This window comes from Falsiroseomonas sp. HW251, assembly GCF_050563545.1.
Classification (GTDB): Bacteria; Pseudomonadota; Alphaproteobacteria; order Acetobacterales; family Acetobacteraceae; genus Falsiroseomonas.
In genome coordinates, this window is the sequence record NZ_JBNXUM010000010.1 from 177,046 (window position 1) to 193,531 (window position 16,486).

A 16,486-nucleotide genomic window follows, 5' to 3' on the forward strand; every position below is an offset into this window, starting at 1 on the left:
GGAGTGAAGAGGGTGTCCGTCGGGCAGATCCAGCGGCGGAAGTTGTCCGAGGCGGTGCTCGACCGCCTAATGGACCGCATCGGCGCCGGCGAGTTCCCGCCGGGCAGCCAGCTGCCGTCGGAGCGCGACCTCATGGAGGCCTATGGCGTCGGCCGCCCAGCGGTGCGGGAAGCACTGCAATCGCTGGAGCGGTCCGGCATCATCAACATCACCCATGGCGAACGTGCGCGCGTCGCGGTGCCGTCCGCGGCCGGGCTGGTCGCACAGATCGCCGGGGGTGCGCAGCACCTCATGCGCATCGCGCCCGGCTCGGTAGAGCACCTGAAGGAGGCGCGCGTGTTCCTGGAAGCCGGCCTTGCCCGGCTGGCCGCCGAGCGCGCGAGCGATGACGGCGTCGTCGCCCTTGGCGCCCTGATCGAGCAGCAGCGCCGCGCGCGGGCACGGCCGCGCGACTTCGTGAATGCCGACATGGCCTTCCACCGCCAGATCGCGGCGATGACGGGCAACCCGATCTTCCCCGCGGTGGTGGAGGCGATGTTCGGCTGGCTCGGCGCGCATCACCGGTCTCTGGTGCGCGCGCCAGGCGCGGAAAGCCTGACGCTTGCAGAGCATGAGCGCATCGTGGCGGCGATCGAGGCGCGAGATCCCGCCCAGGCCGAGGCGGCAATGCGCGACCACCTGACCCGCGCCAATGCGCTCTATGGCAGCCTGCTGCGCAGGGAGGCAGAGACAGCGGAGGTCACGTCGTGACGGAGGACGAGGCCGCGCTACTGACTTTCGGCACGACGGAACCCCCGCCGGCACGCCACGTGCTTCAGGCCGGCGCGTTGCGCTGCGTTCTCGAAGCGGGGGTGGTGCGGCATGTCACCTGGCGCGGCGTGGAGGTGCTGCGCGGCATCGCCTATCTGCTGCGCGACACGGATTGGGGCACGCCGTCCTCGAAGGTCGGCGGGCTCGCGGTAGAGGAAGACGCAGACGCCTTCCGCGTGTCGTTCGAAAGCTGCACCGCCGTAGGTGATGCTACTTTCATCGTTACAGCGCGCATCGAGGGCCGGGCAGACGGCTCGCTGGTCTTCGACGCGACCGGCGTCGCCGACGGGCCGATCGACACCTGCCGCTGCGGCTTTGTGGTGCTGCATTCCGCCGCCGTCGCCGGCCTGGACCTCGAGGTCGAACACACCGGCGGCGCCGTCTCACACATGCGCTTCCCGACGGAGATCAGCCCGTCCCAGCCGGTCCTCGACATCCGCGCCCTGACCTGTCGGCCGGCGCCGTGGATCGCGGTGACGTGCCGCATGGAAGCGGACCTCCCGCTCGATCCCGCCGGCAAGTTCGAGATGGAGGATCAGCGCAACTGGTCCGACGCCTCCTTCAAGACCTATGTCGGCTCGCTGCTGGATCCCTGGCCGTACCGGCTGGAAGCCGGCGTCGCACGCCGGCAGCGCGTCGAGGTAGCGATCAAGGACGACGGACCGGCGATGCCGGCCATCGCCACTGGCGACGCTGCACCGCACATCGAGCTCGTCGATGCTGGGCGGATGCGGCTGCCGGAGATCGGGATGGGCGTGCCGCAGGGCGCGGCGGGGATCGACGATGCCGCGGCCGCGCGGGTTGCGGCGCTAGGTCCGCGCTGGCTCGTCGTGTCGCTCGAGCTCGATACGGCGGGCCAGCGCGAACAGCTGGCGGCCGCCGCGACGCTTGCCCGGCGATGCGGCGCGCGGATCCAGTTGGAGATCGTGCTGCCGGCCTTGGCGCCGGCAAATGTGGAACTCGCGGCCGCCGCGCACCTCTGCGCGGAAGCCGGGCTGTCGCCCGCGGCGGTGCTGGCCTGTCCGCGTGCAATGATGCGCAGCTACCAGCCGAGCGATAGCTGGCCAGACGTGCCCCCGCCCGACGCCTGCGCCGAGGCCGCGCGCGCTGCCTTCCCGGGCGCGCGCATCGGCGCGGGCATGGTGACCTACTACACCGAGCTCAATCGCTTCCGGCCCGGCGGCCAGGCCTTCGACTTCATCGGCCACGCTACCGCGCCCATCGTGCACGCGGCCGACGATGTCTCGGTCATGGAGACACTGGAATCGCTGCCCCACATGGCGCGGTCGGTGCGCGCGATCTGGCCGGGGCGCGGGCACCGCATCGGCCCGTCCTCGCTAGCGATGCGCAGCAACCCCTACGGCGCGGCCCTTGTGCCCAACCCCGATCTCCGCCGCGCCGCGCTGGCTGGCGAGGATCCTCGCCAGCACGGTCTCTTCGCCGCGGCCTGGACAATCGGCTATGCAGCCGCGCTGGCTCCTGAAGGGACGGAAATGGTGGCGCTGCACGCAACGCATGGCGCGTCGACGCTGCTGGCGATGCCGGTGTCCTCGCAACTCCCGCTTCCGTCCGGTGCCACGGTGCCGCCGGTCTTCCACGCGCTTAGATGGCTGGCGCGCGGCGGCGGACAGCGCGCAATGATGGTGCTCGGCGCACCGCCCGGCCTTGGCGCGGTTGCCTGGGTCGATGACAACAGCACACGCGTCGCGCTCGCGAATCTCACGCCGACGTCGCTGAGAGTGCGATTGGATGGCGTTTGGCGCGCGCAGACCCTAGACCTTCATGGTGTCCTGCCGGCTCTGCGCGACGAGCATTGGCTCGACAGGACAACGCTCGCGGGCAGCGTGTTCGGTATTGAGCCTTACGCCAGCTTATTCCTTCACAACGCCCGGGATGAAGACGCGCGCATTGGGAGGGTAAAGGGAAGGCGGTCGAGTTCAACCGCCAGCCTAGAGGCGCATCACGGACAGGCTCAGCATGGACTTGCCGCAACCGGCGTGAACGGCAAGGCGGCGTAGTGCGCCAAGATAGCCTCGCGCACCGCTTTGCTGTCCGCTTCGCCTGGCGGCGCGAAGGCTCCGGGCGGGCCTCTTGCAGGCCTGCACGGGTGCGTCCAGTCAATGCCGCGATCGCCCGGCTCTTGGCCCTTGTCGCCAAAGGCGTGCAGCCGCCCCGCATGGCGCGTGAGGTGGAGGTGATCGTCGCCGAATGGCTACGCGTGCCGGACGCCGATCCGTCAGAAGCGAAGGCGTGGCTCGACGAGCTGCGTGAGCAGATCGCGGTCGGTGTCGGCGATGCGGAGGAGCAGGTCTCCGACATCGATAGCAGTGAGCCGGCTGCTGTGCGCCAGGCGCAAGCCACGTTGGCTGCGCTGGTCGCCACGCGGGATGCCGCTGAGCGTGCGCGCGCCGCTGTCCTGGCCTGAACAGTCCTCACCGGCTGTGCATGCCGGTCCTGACACGCCGCCTCATCTCGGCTAATGGGCAGGCCTCGCAAGGAGCTTGTCTATGTCGAAGAAGTTTCTGACCGACGTCATCGCCCAGTCCGCTGACATGCCGGCCCTAGCCGCAGGCCGCCTGGCCGCGGACATCATCGCCACAATCAAGGGGCAGATCGTCGAGAATGGTCGCTTCACCATCCCTGACTTCGGCGCGTTCGTTGTGCGCGAGACGGCGAAGCGGACGGCGCTGAACCCGAAGACGGGCGAGAAGGTCGCGGTTAAGGCCGGCGCAGCGGTGCGCTTCAAGGCGAGCCCGGCGCTGAAGGAGGCGGCCTTCGCTGGTCTGAAGAAGGCGAAGCGCAAAGCTGCGAGGAGCTGACTGCGCGCGGGCACGGCCGCGTGCGGCTGTGCCCGCTGCGCAGCACTAGCCAGTCCAGGTGCCGCGTTCGGTCACCGCCCGAGAACACGAGCCCTTATTGCGCGGCAGCGCGAGATCACCCGGAGCCTTGCTATGGCCGTCACCATAACCGCCTTCGAACACTCCCCCGATCGCGGCAGAGGGCTGGCCCGCGACATGCGTGTCCGCTGGGCGCTCGAAGAAGTGGGCCAGCCTTACGACGTTCGTCTGCTGTCCTTCGGTGCGATGAAGGAACCCGCGCATCGCAAGCTCCATCCGTTCGGGCAGATCCCGACCTACGAGGACGGCGACCTTGTCCTGTTCGAGTCGGGCGCGATCGTGTTCCATGTCGCGGAGCACCACGCGGGCCTGCTGCCTAGCGCCGCTCATGCCCGGGCGCGCGCGATCGCATGGATGTTCGCTGCGCTCAACACCGTGGAACCACCAATCGTTGATCGCGCAAGCGCCATCCTCATGGAGCGCGACAAGGTTTGGCACGGGGAGCGCTTGCCCATCCTCGATGATCGTGTCCGCAACCGACTGCGCGAACTTTCCAGTCGTCTTGGCGAGGCCGACTGGCTCGATGGTGCGTTCAGCGCCGGTGACTTGCTGATGGTCACGGTGCTGCGCAGGTTGATCGGATCAGGCATCTTGGAGGAATACCCGAACCTCTCCGCCTACGTCGGCCGTGGCGAATCGCGGCCAGCCTATAAGCGCGCTTTCGCCGCTCAGCTGGCGGTGTTTGCCGGCACTCCGCAAAGCGGCTGATCGTCGAAAGCTCCTGACGCGACTGTTCCGCCGATTGGGATGCGGTGACCCCCATTTCGTCCGAGACCGGCTGGTGGCTCCGCCGCTAACAAGACCCGTTCCGCTGGAGACCCAGGGTCGGATGATGGTATAGCTTCATCGCGCAGTGTCCGCTCGGGTCCGACTTCCGCTCGTCGCCGAACCGCCTGCGTCGCATTACTAGCTGACGGAGCGCCACGGCGACGCTGTTACGATTCACCCGGTGGCGGCGCGTGAGTCGCTGGTGCTAGGTCTGAGGAACGTCGAGATCGTGTCGCTCGACACGGCGGTGGCTCCCGAGCCACGCAGCCGGTCAATCCGCAGCGTGCCTCGCGAGCCGATGGGTCCTTCCTGGGCCTGTCGTATGCGGGGGGCGGAAGCGCGCGACATCGCTAGCGTCAGGCTTTTTCTGCAGGTTGCCAGTGTTGCCAAGGCTCAGATCGAGCCGCAAGTGATTCATCCAGGTGCATTCCTGATTGGAAGCGGTGGACGCCAAAGCGAGGCAGTTGCCAGCGGGCTGGCATCGCCGCCGGCCCGGTTGCCAGTTGCCGTCGTGATGGAGACGATCATGCCGGAGCGCACCACCTCGGCGCGTGACGTCGCGCGCCGGCTCGACGTCTCGCACACCGCCATCCAGAAGGCCGAGCGGGTCGGGCGCATCAGTCGCGAGCCGGACGGCAGCTGGGACATCGACCGGGTCCGGCGCGACATAGCCGAGACGGCACGACCAGGCCGCTCGCCGCTGGCGCCCCCGATGGAGACGACCGCACTCGGGCGGCTGACCATCGCCGGGCTGGCCCTGCGCGTGGAAGCGCAGCGCCTCGCGCTCGATCGCAGCAAGGGGCGGCTGGTCGACATCGCGACAGCGGACGCCCGCATCGACGAGATTGCGGGCGCCATGCGCGATGCGCTGCTGAACTGGCCCGCGCGAGTGTCGGGGCAGATTGCCGCCCAGGTCGGCACGGATCCCCACCTCGTGCAGACCATGCTGCAGGAGCACATCGGCTCGCTGCTGACGGAAGTCGCGGCGCGGCTAGAGTCCCGGTCGGGCATCGGGACATCGCCCACCGAATAGGGTGCGGCGGCGATCTATCGCTTGGCTCAGCCCACGCCGCAGCGCGAATGGTCCGTCACGCGATGCGCATGACGGAGAAGGCGATGAGCAAGAGCGAAGCGAACCAGCAGCGGAGCCTCAAAGCCTTCCTGGCGAAGAAGGCGGAGTGCGACGCCCTGCTCGCCGAGTTGCAGGGGGCCAGCGAGGACCACTTCGGGGCGGACCCGGAAGCGGTGCTCTGGCGCGAGACGGCCTGGCTCGCGGACGCCACGGCGAAGCTGAAGGACATCGCAGATCAGCACTTGCGCCGGGGTGAATACGCCGCCTGACGCGGGACGCTCCCGCACCGGCCCGACCGGCAGCTCCGGCGGGGCTCGGGGTGGTAGCACCCGGCCCCTCGGGTGCCGAACGGGAGACCCCGACGATGAAACTCACTGACACGCAGATGGCGATCCTGACCGCCGCAGCGCAGCATCCTGACCATCTGGCCTACCCGCCCGCGCGCCTGCCCGCCGGCGCGCGGCAGTCGGTCGCGAAGGCGCTGTTGAAGAACGACCTGGTGATCGCGGTGCACCGCCCTGCCTATGACGCCATCGCGAAGTGGACGGTGAATGGCGACGAGATGCTGCTGAAGATCACCGACGAGGGGCTACGCGCCATCGGCATCGACTCGAACGCGAGCGACGCGCCGGTGGACGACGAGCAGAGCGCCGAGGCCATCGCGCGCCGCAACGCCGAGCGCCGCGCCGGCGCCGAGGCCGCCGCGACGGGCGCCGACATGGCGCCCACGGACGGGGAGGACGCGGCGGAGGGGGAAGCCTTTGCGGAGGAGGCCGAGGCGCCCCAGGACGCGCCTACGCCCGCCCCGCGCGCCAGCCTGCGCGACGCTGCCGAGGCGGTGCTGGCCGCCTGGCACAACGAGGCGAACCGCAAGACGGACATCATCGCCGCCCTCGACGGGCCGATGCAGGCCATCCGCGCCACCCTCGCCGGCAAGCCGCCGCGCCAGGCCCGCGAGTCCGGCACCCCGCGGAAGCCGCGCGAGGGCACGAAGCAGGAGACGGTGCTGGCAATGCTCCGCCGCGAGGAGGGCGCCACCATCGCCCAGATCTGCGAGGCCACCAGCTGGCAGCAGCACACGGTGCGCGGGTTCTTCGCCGGCTTGAAGAAGCGTCAGGGGATTGAGGTGCAGGTGCTGGAGCGGGTGCGCCAGGTTGGGCCGAACAAGGAGGGCACGAAGGGCTCCTTCACGATCTACCACCTGCCGGGCTGACGCGCGTCGGCCACAGCGCCCAGGATCATCACACGCGCCGGGGATCATCGCGATCCCCGGCGCCTTCGCAAGTTGGCTGCGCGGAACCACAGCGCGAAGCGTCCGTCACGCGCAGGCGCCATCGACGGAGACCGCGGCCCGCGCCCCTCAGCATGTGCACCGCGGCGCTGGGGCCATTCCTCGCCCGCCGCCGCAGTTCACCGTTTCGGCCTGGGCCGAGCGGCATTGGGTGCTGAGCCGCCGCCGTTCCTCGGAGCCGGGGCCGTGACGCACGCCGCGGACGCCCCACCTGCGCGACGTCCTGGAGGCGCTTTCCGCGCCCCATCCCGCGACGCGCGGTGTTCGTGAAGGAGGCTCATGTGGGCACGACCGAAAGCAGAGACTGCTAGCTGAGCTACCCGCTTCAGATCGGACAGACCCCGACGAGCAGCGAGAGCCAGCGATACTGCTCATCCGGCGGCGCCTCCGGCGGCGCCTCCGGCGCGGTCACCAGCCGCGCCCCCAATGCCGAGGCGGCATCAGGGTGGGGAAGCCGACGATGGACATACCGGGGTAGGAGCGCAGCGCGCGCACCGGATAGCCGCGCGCTTCGTAGTCGGGTAGCAGCCTGTGGCTGTCGTCCGCCCAGCGCCCGGACGCGTCGCGCGTGCCTTTGAACTGCACCCAGCGCAGATACTGGCGCCGCGCCGGAAGATGCCCCCTCGGTCAGGCCAAAGAGCTTGCTGGTGGTGCCGGCGGGCTTGACCGTGGTGACGGTAACCGGCTCTTCGAGGCCTAGGTTCTGCACTCATAAAGCTTGCGGTGGCTGGGCTGGGTTGATTCAAGGCTCCTGATTGCGGGGAGGCTTGAGATGGCTCGGTTCGACCTGACGGAAGGGGAGTGGGCGATCATCTCGCCCTTGCTGCCGAACAAGCCGCGCGGGGTGGCGCGGGTGGATGACCGGCGGGTGCTGAACGCGATCTTCTACGTGGTGCGCACCGGCTCGCCCTGGCGCGACCTGCCGGAGCGCTACGGCCCCTATACGACGGCCTACAACCGCTACAATCGCTGGGCCAAGGCAGGCGTGTGGCTACGCATCTTCGAGGCGCTGGCGGCGCGCTCGCCGCAATCGCTTCAGCTGATCGACAGTTCGATCGTGCGCGCCCACCAGCATGCGGCCGGCGGAAAAAAGGGGGCCCGGATCACGCCATCGGTCGGTCTCGTGGGGGACTGAGCACGAAGATCAACGCTGTCGTCGATGCGGCGGGGCTGCCGGTCGCGCTCTCAATCGCCCCCGGCCAAGCCTCCGACAAGGCCGCCGTGCCGGACTTGGTCGAGCGCATCGCGCCAGGGCGCGACCTGGTCGCGGACCGCGGCTACGACGCCATCGCCATCCTCAACCTCGTCGCTGCCCGCGGCGGGAGGGCGCACATCCCCACCCAGCGCGACCGCAAGGTGCAGCGCTCCGTCCCGCGCGAACTCTACCGCGAGCGCAACCTCGTCGAGCGCTTCTTCAACAAGCTGAAGCACTTCCGCCGCGTCCCCACCCGCTTCGACACCGCCGGCCGCATGCTGGTGGGCGCGCATGATCGAACTGTCGATCACTTCGACAAGCTCGCCCGCAACTCCCTCGCCGCCCTGCACCTCGCCGCCACACGCCTTTGGGCCCGCAGTTACGAGTCCACGACCTAGCTCCGCGGCATATGCCAGGCCCTCCGCCTTCGCCGCCTCCGAATCCGCTCCAGCATCGCCCAGAAGGGGACGGCGCGCTGCTCGTCAACCAGGTCGTCGAAGCCGAGGCCCCAGCGCATCCAGGCCCATTCATGCAGGCCGGTGGGGCCGACGCCCATGCGGTTGGTGCGCCGCACCTCCTCGCCGTACAGATCAGCCCTGGCGCATCATGTCCATCGGATTGCGCGATTGGGCACATGGGTTCTGATCAATGGGAGTTGGTATAAGCGCTCCAGATCTCCGGATAGGCCTTCGCCACCTCGCCGGCCGCCGCCGGCAGCACCCGCTCGTCACCCATGCGATCTCTCCGCCTCGATATGGTTTTTCAATACCCCGGAACGGATCACGCTCAGCCGGGTTTGCCGTCCGGCCGCGCCGCCAGGAGCATCGGCCCGAAGGCGGCCAGGAAGACCGAGAAGGCCCCGATCCAGAGCAGCGCGGCTGCAGCGAGAGCTGTTGCCGCCGGCAGCGCCAGGCCGCCGAAGACACGCAGCAGGACGGCACCAATCAGCAGGCCGTAGGCTGCTGCCACGGGCGGCGGGGCCGTCAGGTCGCGGCCGGTATGCCCGAGCGTCGCCCGCGTCATCACCGCCAGGATCATCAGCGCTATGGCGCCAGCCGCCTGCAGGTGGAGCCAGGCCGCAGCCCAGGGCGCTGCGGCCAGCAGAAAGACGGCCTTCAGCAGCAGCGCGGCGGGGATCAGCGCGTAGGCGACATGCAGCACCCAGAGCAGCGGTACCTGCCCCGTCCGCAAGCCGTGCCAGCTCGACAGCCGGAGCGCGGCCAGCAGGCCGGCCGCCGCCGCCACGCCGCCGGCGAACAGGCCGCCGGGCGCAGCGAGATCGACCAGCACCACCGCGATCAGCGCCAGGATTCCCGCGCGATCCACGCCCGGCAGCGGCCGGAGTTCCACCGGGCGCCCTGCCTTTCGCAGCGCGTTCACCGTGAAGGCCGGCACGATCCGCCCGCCGATCAGCCCGACCAGCGCCAGCGCGACGTTCAGCGCGAGCATCTGCCCGGCCGCCCAGGTGCCGGCGAACCAGCCGGCGGCCTCGCCCAGCATCAGCAGGTCGCCCGCCCAGAACAACAGGATGAGGGCCGGCGGGCCGAACAGCCGCGGCGTCCGGGCCGCAAGGACAGCCGGCAGGACCGTGAGGAGCAGCGCCGGGATCGGCAGCAGCGCCACGCCCGCCGCGACCGAGGGCGGCAGATACACGCCGGGTAGCAGCGCCAGCCGTGCGGCGAGGAAGAGCGCCGCGAGACCGGTCACCGGCCAGCCGGCATAGCCCGGACGTTCGGTCCAGTTCGGCACGGCGGTCAGCAGGAACCCGCACATCGCCGCGCCGACGAAGCCCGCGATCATCTCGTGCGCGTGCCAGCGCTGGCTCGGGAGCAAGCCTTCGGGCAGCGGCACCCCGCGCAGCGCCGCGGTCCAGACCAGCATCGCCGCGACGGCCCAGAGGCCGCAAAGCAGGAAGAAGGGGCGGAAGCCGTCGCGGAACAGCGGCACGGCGAAGGGCATCGGGCGGGCAGCAGGCGTGGCCATGCGTGGGCGCTCCGCGGTGGCCGGGGCAGTCATGCCGGCGGCTCCTGCACGGCGCGGCCGATGGCCGGCGCCGGCGGCACGCCGCGGTCCACCTGACGGAACGGTCCTTCCGGGCCCTCGGCGGCCTGCAGCAGGCCCCAGCCGAAGTGGAAATACCAGCCGTGCAGGGAGAGGCGGCCATCGGCGACCCGCTCCGCGACGAATGGGTAGGTGTGGAGGTGCCGCAGGCTCGCCAGCACCGCTGCCTGCTCGGCGCGGCGCGCGATCACCGGCCGCTCGGCCTCGGTGACCAGTCCGTCCATCTCGTCCCGCACCTCGGAAGCGATGTCGACCCAGTCGGAGACGAAGTCGAAGCGTCGGCTGCCGTGGTCGTGCTCCAACAGGCAGCGCACGCCGGCGCAGAAGCTGTGCCCGAGCACGATCACGTTCCGCACGCCGAGCGCGACGACGCCGAATTCGATCGCCGCGGAGGTGCCGCGCGGTCGGTGGTCCGGCTCGTAGGTCGGCACCAGCGCCGCGACGTTGCGGACGACGAAGAGGTCGCCGGGTTCTGCGCCGCAGATGATGGCAGGATCGGTGCGGCTGTCCGAACAGGCGATCACCATCACCTCCGGCTGCTGCCCATCGAGTAGCGCGTGATAGAGCTCGTGGTCGTTTTCGAAGTGCTGGTCGCGGAAGCGTTCGAAGCCGTCCACGAGGCGACGCAGCGCTGCGCTGTTCGGCCGGGGCGGGCGGGCGGTGGGCATCTCAGGCGAGCCCCCGCAGCGGCAGCATGCCGAAGCGGGCGCCCGCCGGGACGGCCTCGAGCGAAGCGGGGATGCGCAGCAGCCCGTCGGCGGTGGCGAGCGGCAGGAGCCGCGCCGATCCGGCCGGGGCCGTCCGCTCCACCAGCAGCAGGCCGTCCATAGTCTCGCCGAAGGCCCGCACGGGGACGTACTCAACGCATCCAGGCTGGCGCGCGAACCCTTTGCCCAGGACGCAGGGCGTGATGCGCAGCGCTCCCGCCGGCAGCCCCGCGAGGCGGTGCAGCAGCGGCAGGCCGAGCGTCAGCATCCCGACGAGCGCGGCCACCGGATTGCCCGGCAGGAACAGGCAGCGCGCCCCGCCGAGCCGGCCGTGCGCCAGCGGTTTGCCGGGCTTCTGCGCCAGCCTGAGCACCTCCACCTGGCCGCCGGAGGCCGCGAGCGCCACCGGCAGGTGGTCCGCATCGCTGCCGGAAACGCCACCGCTCGAAAGGATCAGGTCGGCCCGCGCCGCCGCCTCCCGCAGCGCGGCGGCGAGCCGGACCGGGTCGTCGGGCAGCAGCCCGAAATCCTCGACTTCCGCTGGCTGGCCGGCGAGCACTGCCGCGAGCATCGGCCGGTTGCTGTCCCGCAGCCCCTGCCGCCCGTCGAGCTCGTTGCCGTTGGACAGCAGCGCCACGCGCACGCGGTCCCGCACATGCAGCTGAGTGACGCCGAGCGCTGCCAGCAGCGCCACATGCCGCGCGCCGAGGGGCGTGCCGGGCGCCAGAACCTCGGAACCCGCGGCGACGTCCTCGCCGCGTCGGCGGATGTTCTGGCCCGGCCGAGGCCGTCGGCGGGCCAGCACTTGGCCGGCGCGTACCGCGGCGTGCTCTTCCATCAGTAAGGCAGCCACCCCGGCCGGGACCGCCGCGCCGGTCAGGATACGCACCGCGTCGCCCGGCGGGACCTCCGCGCCGGGCGCGTCGCCGGCCGCGATCCGGCGGCCGAGACGGGGCGGCGTCTCGGCTGCGCAGTCTTCGGCCGTGAAGCCGAAGCCGTCCATGGCCGCCTGGTCGAAGGGCGGCAGGTCGCATTCCGCCACGACCGCGCGCGCCAGCACCCGGCCGAGCGCGGCGGTCACCGGAACCGCGGCTTTGCGCGCGACCGGGACGGCGTCATCAAGCAGAATCCGCAGCGCGACGTCGGGCGCGATCAGCCCGGCCTGTTCGTCGCAGCCGCACACACGCGATCCGTCGGGCATGGCGCCCCCCTCAGTTCCGGCGTTGCCGCATCTCGGCGGCGATGGCGTCGAAGGCGGCCGCGTCCAGCACGCGGCGCGCGGTCGGCAGGACCTCCGCCTCCTCGGTGGCGAGGCGCTGCCGGTAGAACTGCGCGAAGGCCAGCGCCGTCGCCGAGAAGCCGTCCGGCGCTGCGTGGCCGGCGGCGATCGCTGCCAGGGCCTCCCGAACCTTCTGGCGGAGATCGCGCAGCGCCAGGTCCTCGGCCTCGAGCCGCACGACAAGCGCGGGCGCGGCGGCGGCGAGGCGGGGCATGAGGCTGTCGCCCTCGTCGGTCAGGTGCAGCGGAAGCTCGCAGGCGAGCCAGGAGACGAGCGCCTTGGCGATCGCCGGCTGGGCGGCCCCGTGCGCGCGCCGCGCCAGGCGTTCGAGATGGCCGAGCAGCGCGCGCTGGCGGCCATGCTCCGCCGCCAGGAAGGCGCAGGGATCCGCGAGGAGGTCGGACCCGAGGCCGCCGACCTCCGCCTCCACCGCGTCCATCGCGACCTCCCGTTATTGAACGAGGGGGCCAGAGGCGACGCCGTCGAAGGCGTAGCCCTCGATCTTCGCGCGGGAGGCCAGCACGGCGAGGAACTGCCGCGCCGCCGCCTCCCAGGAGGCGCGGACGAGGTCGCGGGCGACCTCCTTCGCCACGTCCTCGAAGGCAACCGCCTGAGCCGGAATGTGGCGATGCACCTGCACGACGTGCAGCCCGTAGCGGGTCGGCACAGGTTCGGGGAGGATCCCGCCGGCCGCGGCACCGGCGAGCGCCGCCTCGAACTCCGGCACGGTCGAGCCGCGGGCGATGCGCCCGAGGTCACCGCCTTCCTCCCGCGAGGGGCAGTCCGAGTGACGCCGCGCCAACTCCGCCAGGCGCCAGGGTGCCGCCGTGATCTGCGTGAGCAGGTCGCGCGCCCGCGCCTCGGCGCCGACGCGCTCCTCCGGCACCTCCGGATCGGCGGCGATCAGGATGTGGCTGGCCTCCCACGCCTCCGGCCGGCCGAAGCGCTCCGGATGGGCGGCGAGCCAGCGGCGGCAGGCTGCCTCGTCTGGCGTCGGGATGCGGATCTCGGCGGCGAGAAGCGCTGAGATCGCGGCGTCCTCCTCCGCCTCGTTGGCCGCGGCGGTGCCGGCTTCGGCCGCTGCGTCGAGCAGCAGGCGGCGCACGACGAGGGCACGTGCGGCAGCGTCCCATGCTGCGTCGGCGCTGTCGGCGGGGTGGTGCTGCATCTCGGCGGCGACGTCGCGTGCGGTGATGACGCTGCCGTTCACGGTGATGTCGTGCTCGGGCAGCGCGGGCCCATGGGCCTTCGGTGCGGGTGTCGGGGCGGCGGGACGCGGGTGGATGTGGACGGCCATGGCGATCATTCCGCCGGCACGCGGGGGCGCTGGTCCGCCAGGACCGGCGCGGGGACGGGCGCGAGACCCGGGCGCTGCACCGGGCCGGGCCGTGCGGTCGAGCCACCGCGCACGCGCACGACCTGCCAGGAGCGGAACAGGTACCAGACCGGCGCAGAGAAGATGTGCACGAGCCGCGTGAAGGGCGTGACGAGGAACAGCGTCATCCCGAGCACCAGATGCACGAGGTAGGGGAGATCGAGTCCTCGGATCAGGTCCGCCGCCCCGCCCTGGAAGGTGACGATCGCCTGCGCCCAGCCCGAGAGCTTGAGCATCGCCAGGCCGTCGCTGTGCCCGAGCGAGAAGGGCAGCGTGACGAGGCCGAGGGTCAGCTGCACCCAGAGCAGCAGCAGGATGAACGTATCCGCATAGGTCGAGGTGCGGCGGATGCGTGCATCGTAGAGCCGCCGGTGCAGCAGCAGCGATAGGCCGACGAAGCAGACGGCGCCCGCGATGCCGCCGGCGGTGACCGCCACGAGCTGCTTGTCGGCTGGTGCGATCGCCCATTCATACGCCCAGTGCGGCGTCAGCAGCCCGAAGAAGTGGCCGAAGAACAGGAACAGGATGCTGTAGTGGAAGAGGTTCGAGCCCCAGCGGAGCTGCTTCGCACGCAGCATCTGGGACGAACCCGAGCGCCAGGTGTACTGGTCGCGGTCGAAGCGGATGAGCGAGCCGATCACGAACACGCCCATGCAGATGTAGGGGTAGATCCCGAACAGGAAGTCGTGGAGGTAATCGGTGAAGCCGTTCCAGACGACGGACATGGCGTCGCTCCTTCAGCGGATGGCATGGCCGGCGCGCAGAGCGCGCAGGCGGTCGATCATGGCGCCCACCTTGGCGCGTGCGCCCTGCTTGTCGGGGTCGGATTCGGGACCGAAGACGACCGGCTCGGCCTCCCACGCCGCATCGAGCTCGGCGAACTCCTCGGCGTCGCTCCGCTCCTGCTCGGCCGTCGGCTGCTGCGCCGGGCGGAACCCGGCCTCGGCGAGGACGGCGGCGAGCACAGCGGCGTAGGCGCGCGCATCGGCGCTGCCGCGGCCGAGCAGCTTCGCATGCAGCCCATCGAGGATCGGCGCGCACTGCCCGAGGAGGTTCGTCGTCACCTCCGCCGGCGCATGCGCGCAGAACTCGAGGAAGAGCGGCAGGAAGTCGGGCAGCTCGCGCGCGTCCATGGCGAAGCCGGCCTGCTCGTAGACTTGTGCCAGCTCGATCATCGCCGGGCCGCGGTTGCGGGTGTCGCCGTGGACGTGCTCGAACAGGTGCAGGCTGGTCCCGCGGCCGCGGTCGAAGAGGCGCACATAGGCCTCCTCGCGGTCCAGGCCTTCGCCGAGGCCGAGCCGGCGCACGAGCCGTGCGATGCGCGGCGCCAGGTCGGCGCGGAAGCCGGCAGCCGGGACCGCGCGGCCGATCTCCGGCAGGTCGGCCCGCAGCGCCGTGTCGGGATAGCGCAGCAGGACAGAGAGGACGGCGAGGCGGCGGTTCATCGGCCGGTCTCCTGTGCCGCGGCAGCGGCCTCGTTGGCCTCGCGGAGCGCGGGCGGCGCCATGCGCCCGGCGGAGGGGCCGGTCGCGCTGAACAGGTTGCCGACGGTGCGGCCGTCGTAGCAGCCCTGTCCGAAGCTGAAGCCGCAGGAAGACTTCAGGTCGAAGGCGTTCTCCGCATATTCCCGGTGCGTGGTCGGGATCACGTAGCGGTCCTCGTAGTTGGCGATGGCCAGAGTCTGGTACATCGCCTCCACCTGCGAGGCCGTCATGCCGACGTGCGCCAGGATCGCCGTGTCGTCGCGGCTCTCCACGGTGCGCGCCCGCATGTGCATGCGCATCGCCATCATGCGCTGCAGCGCGCTGACCACCGGCGCCTCGGCGCCCGCGGTCAGCAGGTTGGCGAGGTACTTCACCGGGATGCGCAGCGCCTCGACGTCGGGCAGGCCGTCCTTCCAGCCGACATGCCCGGCCTCGGCGGCCGACTGCACGGGGGAGAGCGGCGGCACGTACCAGACCATCGGCAGCGTGCGGTATTCGGGATGCAGCGGGAAGGCGATCTTCCAGTCGATCGCCATGCGGTAGACCGGGCTGCGGCGCGCCGCCTCGAGCCAGGCCTCCGGCACGCCGTCGGCGCGCGCCTGCGCGATCACCTGCGGATCCTCGGGGTCGAGGAAGATGTCGAGCTGTTCCTGATAGAGGTGCTGCTCGTTCTCGGTGGCCGCCGCCTGCGCGATGCGGTCGGCGTCGTAGAGCATCACGCCGAGGTAGCGGATGCGGCCGACGCAGGTCTCCGAGCAGACCGTCGGCTCACCGGCCTCGATCCGCGGGTAGCAGAAGATGCACTTCTCGGCCTTCCCGGACTGCCAGTTGTAGTAGATCTTCTTGTACGGACAGGCCGAGACGCACATCCGCCAGCCGCGGCACTTCTCCTGGTCGATCAGGACGATGCCGTCCTCCTCGCGCTTGTAGATGGAGCCCGAGGGGCAGGAAGCGACGCAGGCCGGGTTGAGGCAGTGCTCGCACAACCGCGGCAGGTAGAACATGAAGGTCTTCTCGAACTCGCCGTAGATCTTCTTCTGGATGCCTTCAAAGTTCCGGTCTGCCGAGCGCTTGCGGAATTCGGTGCCCAGGATCTCCTCCCAGTTCGGGCCCCACTTGATCTCCATCCGCTCGCCGGTGAGCAGCGACACCGGGCGCGCGACGGGCATGGTCTCGCTCTCCGGCGCGGTCTGGAGATGGGTGTAGTCGAAGGTGAAGGGCTCGTAGTAGTCGTCGATCTCCGGCAGGTTCGGGTTGGCGAAGATGTTCGCCAGGATGCGCCACTTCGCGCCAATCCTCGGCTGCAGCGCACCGTTGCGCTTGCGCGTCCAGCCCCCCTTCCACTTGTCCTGGTTCTCCCAGTCCTTGGGATACCCGATGCCGGGCTTGGTCTCGACATTGTTGAACCAGGCGTATTCCACGCCCTCGCGGCTGGTCCAGACCTGCTTGCAGGTGACCGAGCAGGTGTGGCAGCCGATGCACTTGTCGAGGTTGAGCACCATCGCGATCTGCGCGCGGATCTTCATGGCCTGATCTCCTTTCCCGTT

The 16,486-nt window shown here is 70.7% G+C and carries 18 protein-coding genes and 1 pseudogene; 9 read left to right on the top strand and 10 right to left on the bottom strand.

The features are described from left to right. Nucleotides 1-12 precede the first annotated feature (12 nt). The 8 genes from nanR (at nucleotide 13) to ACLF3M_RS14410 (ending at nucleotide 6,760) form a co-directional block, all read left to right on the top strand. Entirely contained in the window at nucleotides 13-750 is a 738-nt protein-coding gene (nanR, locus tag ACLF3M_RS14375) for a transcriptional regulator NanR (protein WP_430657626.1), read from the top strand. Continuing rightward, on the top strand, nucleotides 747-2,828 hold the full coding sequence (locus ACLF3M_RS14380) for a hypothetical protein (protein WP_430657627.1): 2,082 nt from the start codon (nucleotides 747-749) through the stop codon (nucleotides 2,826-2,828). Before nanR ends, ACLF3M_RS14380 begins: the two co-directional genes overlap by 4 nt. Before the next feature lie 158 nt (nucleotides 2,829-2,986). Further along, nucleotides 2,987-3,235 carry a hypothetical protein gene (locus tag ACLF3M_RS14385; RefSeq protein WP_430657628.1) on the top strand — a complete coding sequence of 83 codons (249 nt, stop codon included), beginning with the start codon at nucleotides 2,987-2,989 and terminating at the stop codon, nucleotides 3,233-3,235. Between the two features lie 82 nt (nucleotides 3,236-3,317). Beyond that, a complete protein-coding gene (locus ACLF3M_RS14390; protein ID WP_430657669.1) occupies nucleotides 3,318-3,629 on the top strand; it encodes an HU family DNA-binding protein in 312 nt (103 codons plus the stop codon). Nucleotides 3,630-3,761: 132 nt separating this feature from the next. Further along, the gene (locus ACLF3M_RS14395; protein WP_430657629.1) at nucleotides 3,762-4,415 is read left to right on the top strand and encodes a glutathione S-transferase family protein; all 654 of its coding nucleotides are present in this window, start codon (nucleotides 3,762-3,764) and stop codon (nucleotides 4,413-4,415) included. A 289-nt stretch (nucleotides 4,416-4,704) separates the two neighbouring features. Next, complete coding sequence (locus ACLF3M_RS14400) at nucleotides 4,705-5,508, top strand: hypothetical protein (protein ID WP_430657630.1); 804 nt, start codon at nucleotides 4,705-4,707, stop codon at nucleotides 5,506-5,508. 68 nt (nucleotides 5,509-5,576) lie between these two features. Further along, nucleotides 5,577-5,816, top strand: a complete 240-nt coding sequence (locus tag ACLF3M_RS14405; protein WP_430657631.1) for a hypothetical protein — start codon at nucleotides 5,577-5,579, stop codon at nucleotides 5,814-5,816. 95 nt (nucleotides 5,817-5,911) lie between these two features. Next, a complete protein-coding gene (locus tag ACLF3M_RS14410; protein ID WP_430657632.1) occupies nucleotides 5,912-6,760 on the top strand; it encodes a DUF3489 domain-containing protein in 849 nt (282 codons plus the stop codon). A 486-nt stretch (nucleotides 6,761-7,246) separates the two neighbouring features. On the opposite strand, the gene ACLF3M_RS14415 is transcribed toward ACLF3M_RS14410, so the two are convergent. Then, nucleotides 7,247-7,423 carry a hypothetical protein gene (locus tag ACLF3M_RS14415; protein WP_430657633.1) on the bottom strand — a complete coding sequence of 59 codons (177 nt, stop codon included), beginning with the start codon at nucleotides 7,421-7,423 and terminating at the stop codon, nucleotides 7,247-7,249. Nucleotides 7,424-7,610: 187 nt separating this feature from the next. On the opposite strand from ACLF3M_RS14415, the pseudogene ACLF3M_RS14420 reads away from it, so the two are divergent. Beyond that, nucleotides 7,611-8,431, top strand: a pseudogene (locus tag ACLF3M_RS14420) (IS5 family transposase). Here the strand turns inward: ACLF3M_RS14420 and ACLF3M_RS14425 are convergent. From ACLF3M_RS14425 to narH, 9 genes are all read right to left on the bottom strand, one after another. Continuing rightward, nucleotides 8,428-8,607 (bottom strand): hypothetical protein, encoded by a 180-nt coding sequence (locus ACLF3M_RS14425; RefSeq protein ID WP_430657634.1) that lies wholly within the window; start codon nucleotides 8,605-8,607, stop codon nucleotides 8,428-8,430. The pseudogene ACLF3M_RS14420 and the gene ACLF3M_RS14425 sit on opposite strands and share 4 nt — an antisense overlap. A 212-nt stretch (nucleotides 8,608-8,819) precedes the next feature. After that, nucleotides 8,820-10,016, bottom strand: a complete 1,197-nt coding sequence (locus tag ACLF3M_RS14430; protein ID WP_430657635.1) for an NnrS family protein — start codon at nucleotides 10,014-10,016, stop codon at nucleotides 8,820-8,822. Between the two features lie 29 nt (nucleotides 10,017-10,045). Continuing rightward, a complete protein-coding gene (locus ACLF3M_RS14435; RefSeq protein ID WP_430657636.1) occupies nucleotides 10,046-10,762 on the bottom strand; it encodes a carbonic anhydrase in 717 nt (238 codons plus the stop codon). A gap of 1 nt (nucleotide 10,763) precedes the next feature. After that, a complete protein-coding gene (locus tag ACLF3M_RS14440) occupies nucleotides 10,764-12,002 on the bottom strand; it encodes a molybdopterin molybdotransferase MoeA (RefSeq protein ID WP_430657637.1) in 1,239 nt (412 codons plus the stop codon). Between the two features lie 10 nt (nucleotides 12,003-12,012). Beyond that, nucleotides 12,013-12,519 carry a hemerythrin domain-containing protein gene (locus ACLF3M_RS14445; RefSeq protein WP_430657638.1) on the bottom strand — a complete coding sequence of 169 codons (507 nt, stop codon included), beginning with the start codon at nucleotides 12,517-12,519 and terminating at the stop codon, nucleotides 12,013-12,015. Nucleotides 12,520-12,531: 12 nt separating this feature from the next. Continuing rightward, nucleotides 12,532-13,377 carry a peptidylprolyl isomerase gene (locus tag ACLF3M_RS14450; RefSeq protein WP_430657639.1) on the bottom strand — a complete coding sequence of 282 codons (846 nt, stop codon included), beginning with the start codon at nucleotides 13,375-13,377 and terminating at the stop codon, nucleotides 12,532-12,534. A 5-nt stretch (nucleotides 13,378-13,382) separates the two neighbouring features. Continuing rightward, entirely contained in the window at nucleotides 13,383-14,180 is a 798-nt protein-coding gene (gene narI / locus ACLF3M_RS14455; protein WP_430657640.1) for a respiratory nitrate reductase subunit gamma, read from the bottom strand. A 12-nt stretch (nucleotides 14,181-14,192) separates the two neighbouring features. After that, nucleotides 14,193-14,900, bottom strand: a complete 708-nt coding sequence (gene narJ / locus ACLF3M_RS14460; protein ID WP_430657641.1) for a nitrate reductase molybdenum cofactor assembly chaperone — start codon at nucleotides 14,898-14,900, stop codon at nucleotides 14,193-14,195. Next, the gene (narH, locus tag ACLF3M_RS14465) at nucleotides 14,897-16,465 is read right to left on the bottom strand and encodes a nitrate reductase subunit beta (protein ID WP_430657642.1); all 1,569 of its coding nucleotides are present in this window, start codon (nucleotides 16,463-16,465) and stop codon (nucleotides 14,897-14,899) included. The genes narJ and narH overlap by 4 nt, the downstream gene beginning before the upstream one ends. Nucleotides 16,466-16,486: the final 21 nt, after the last annotated feature.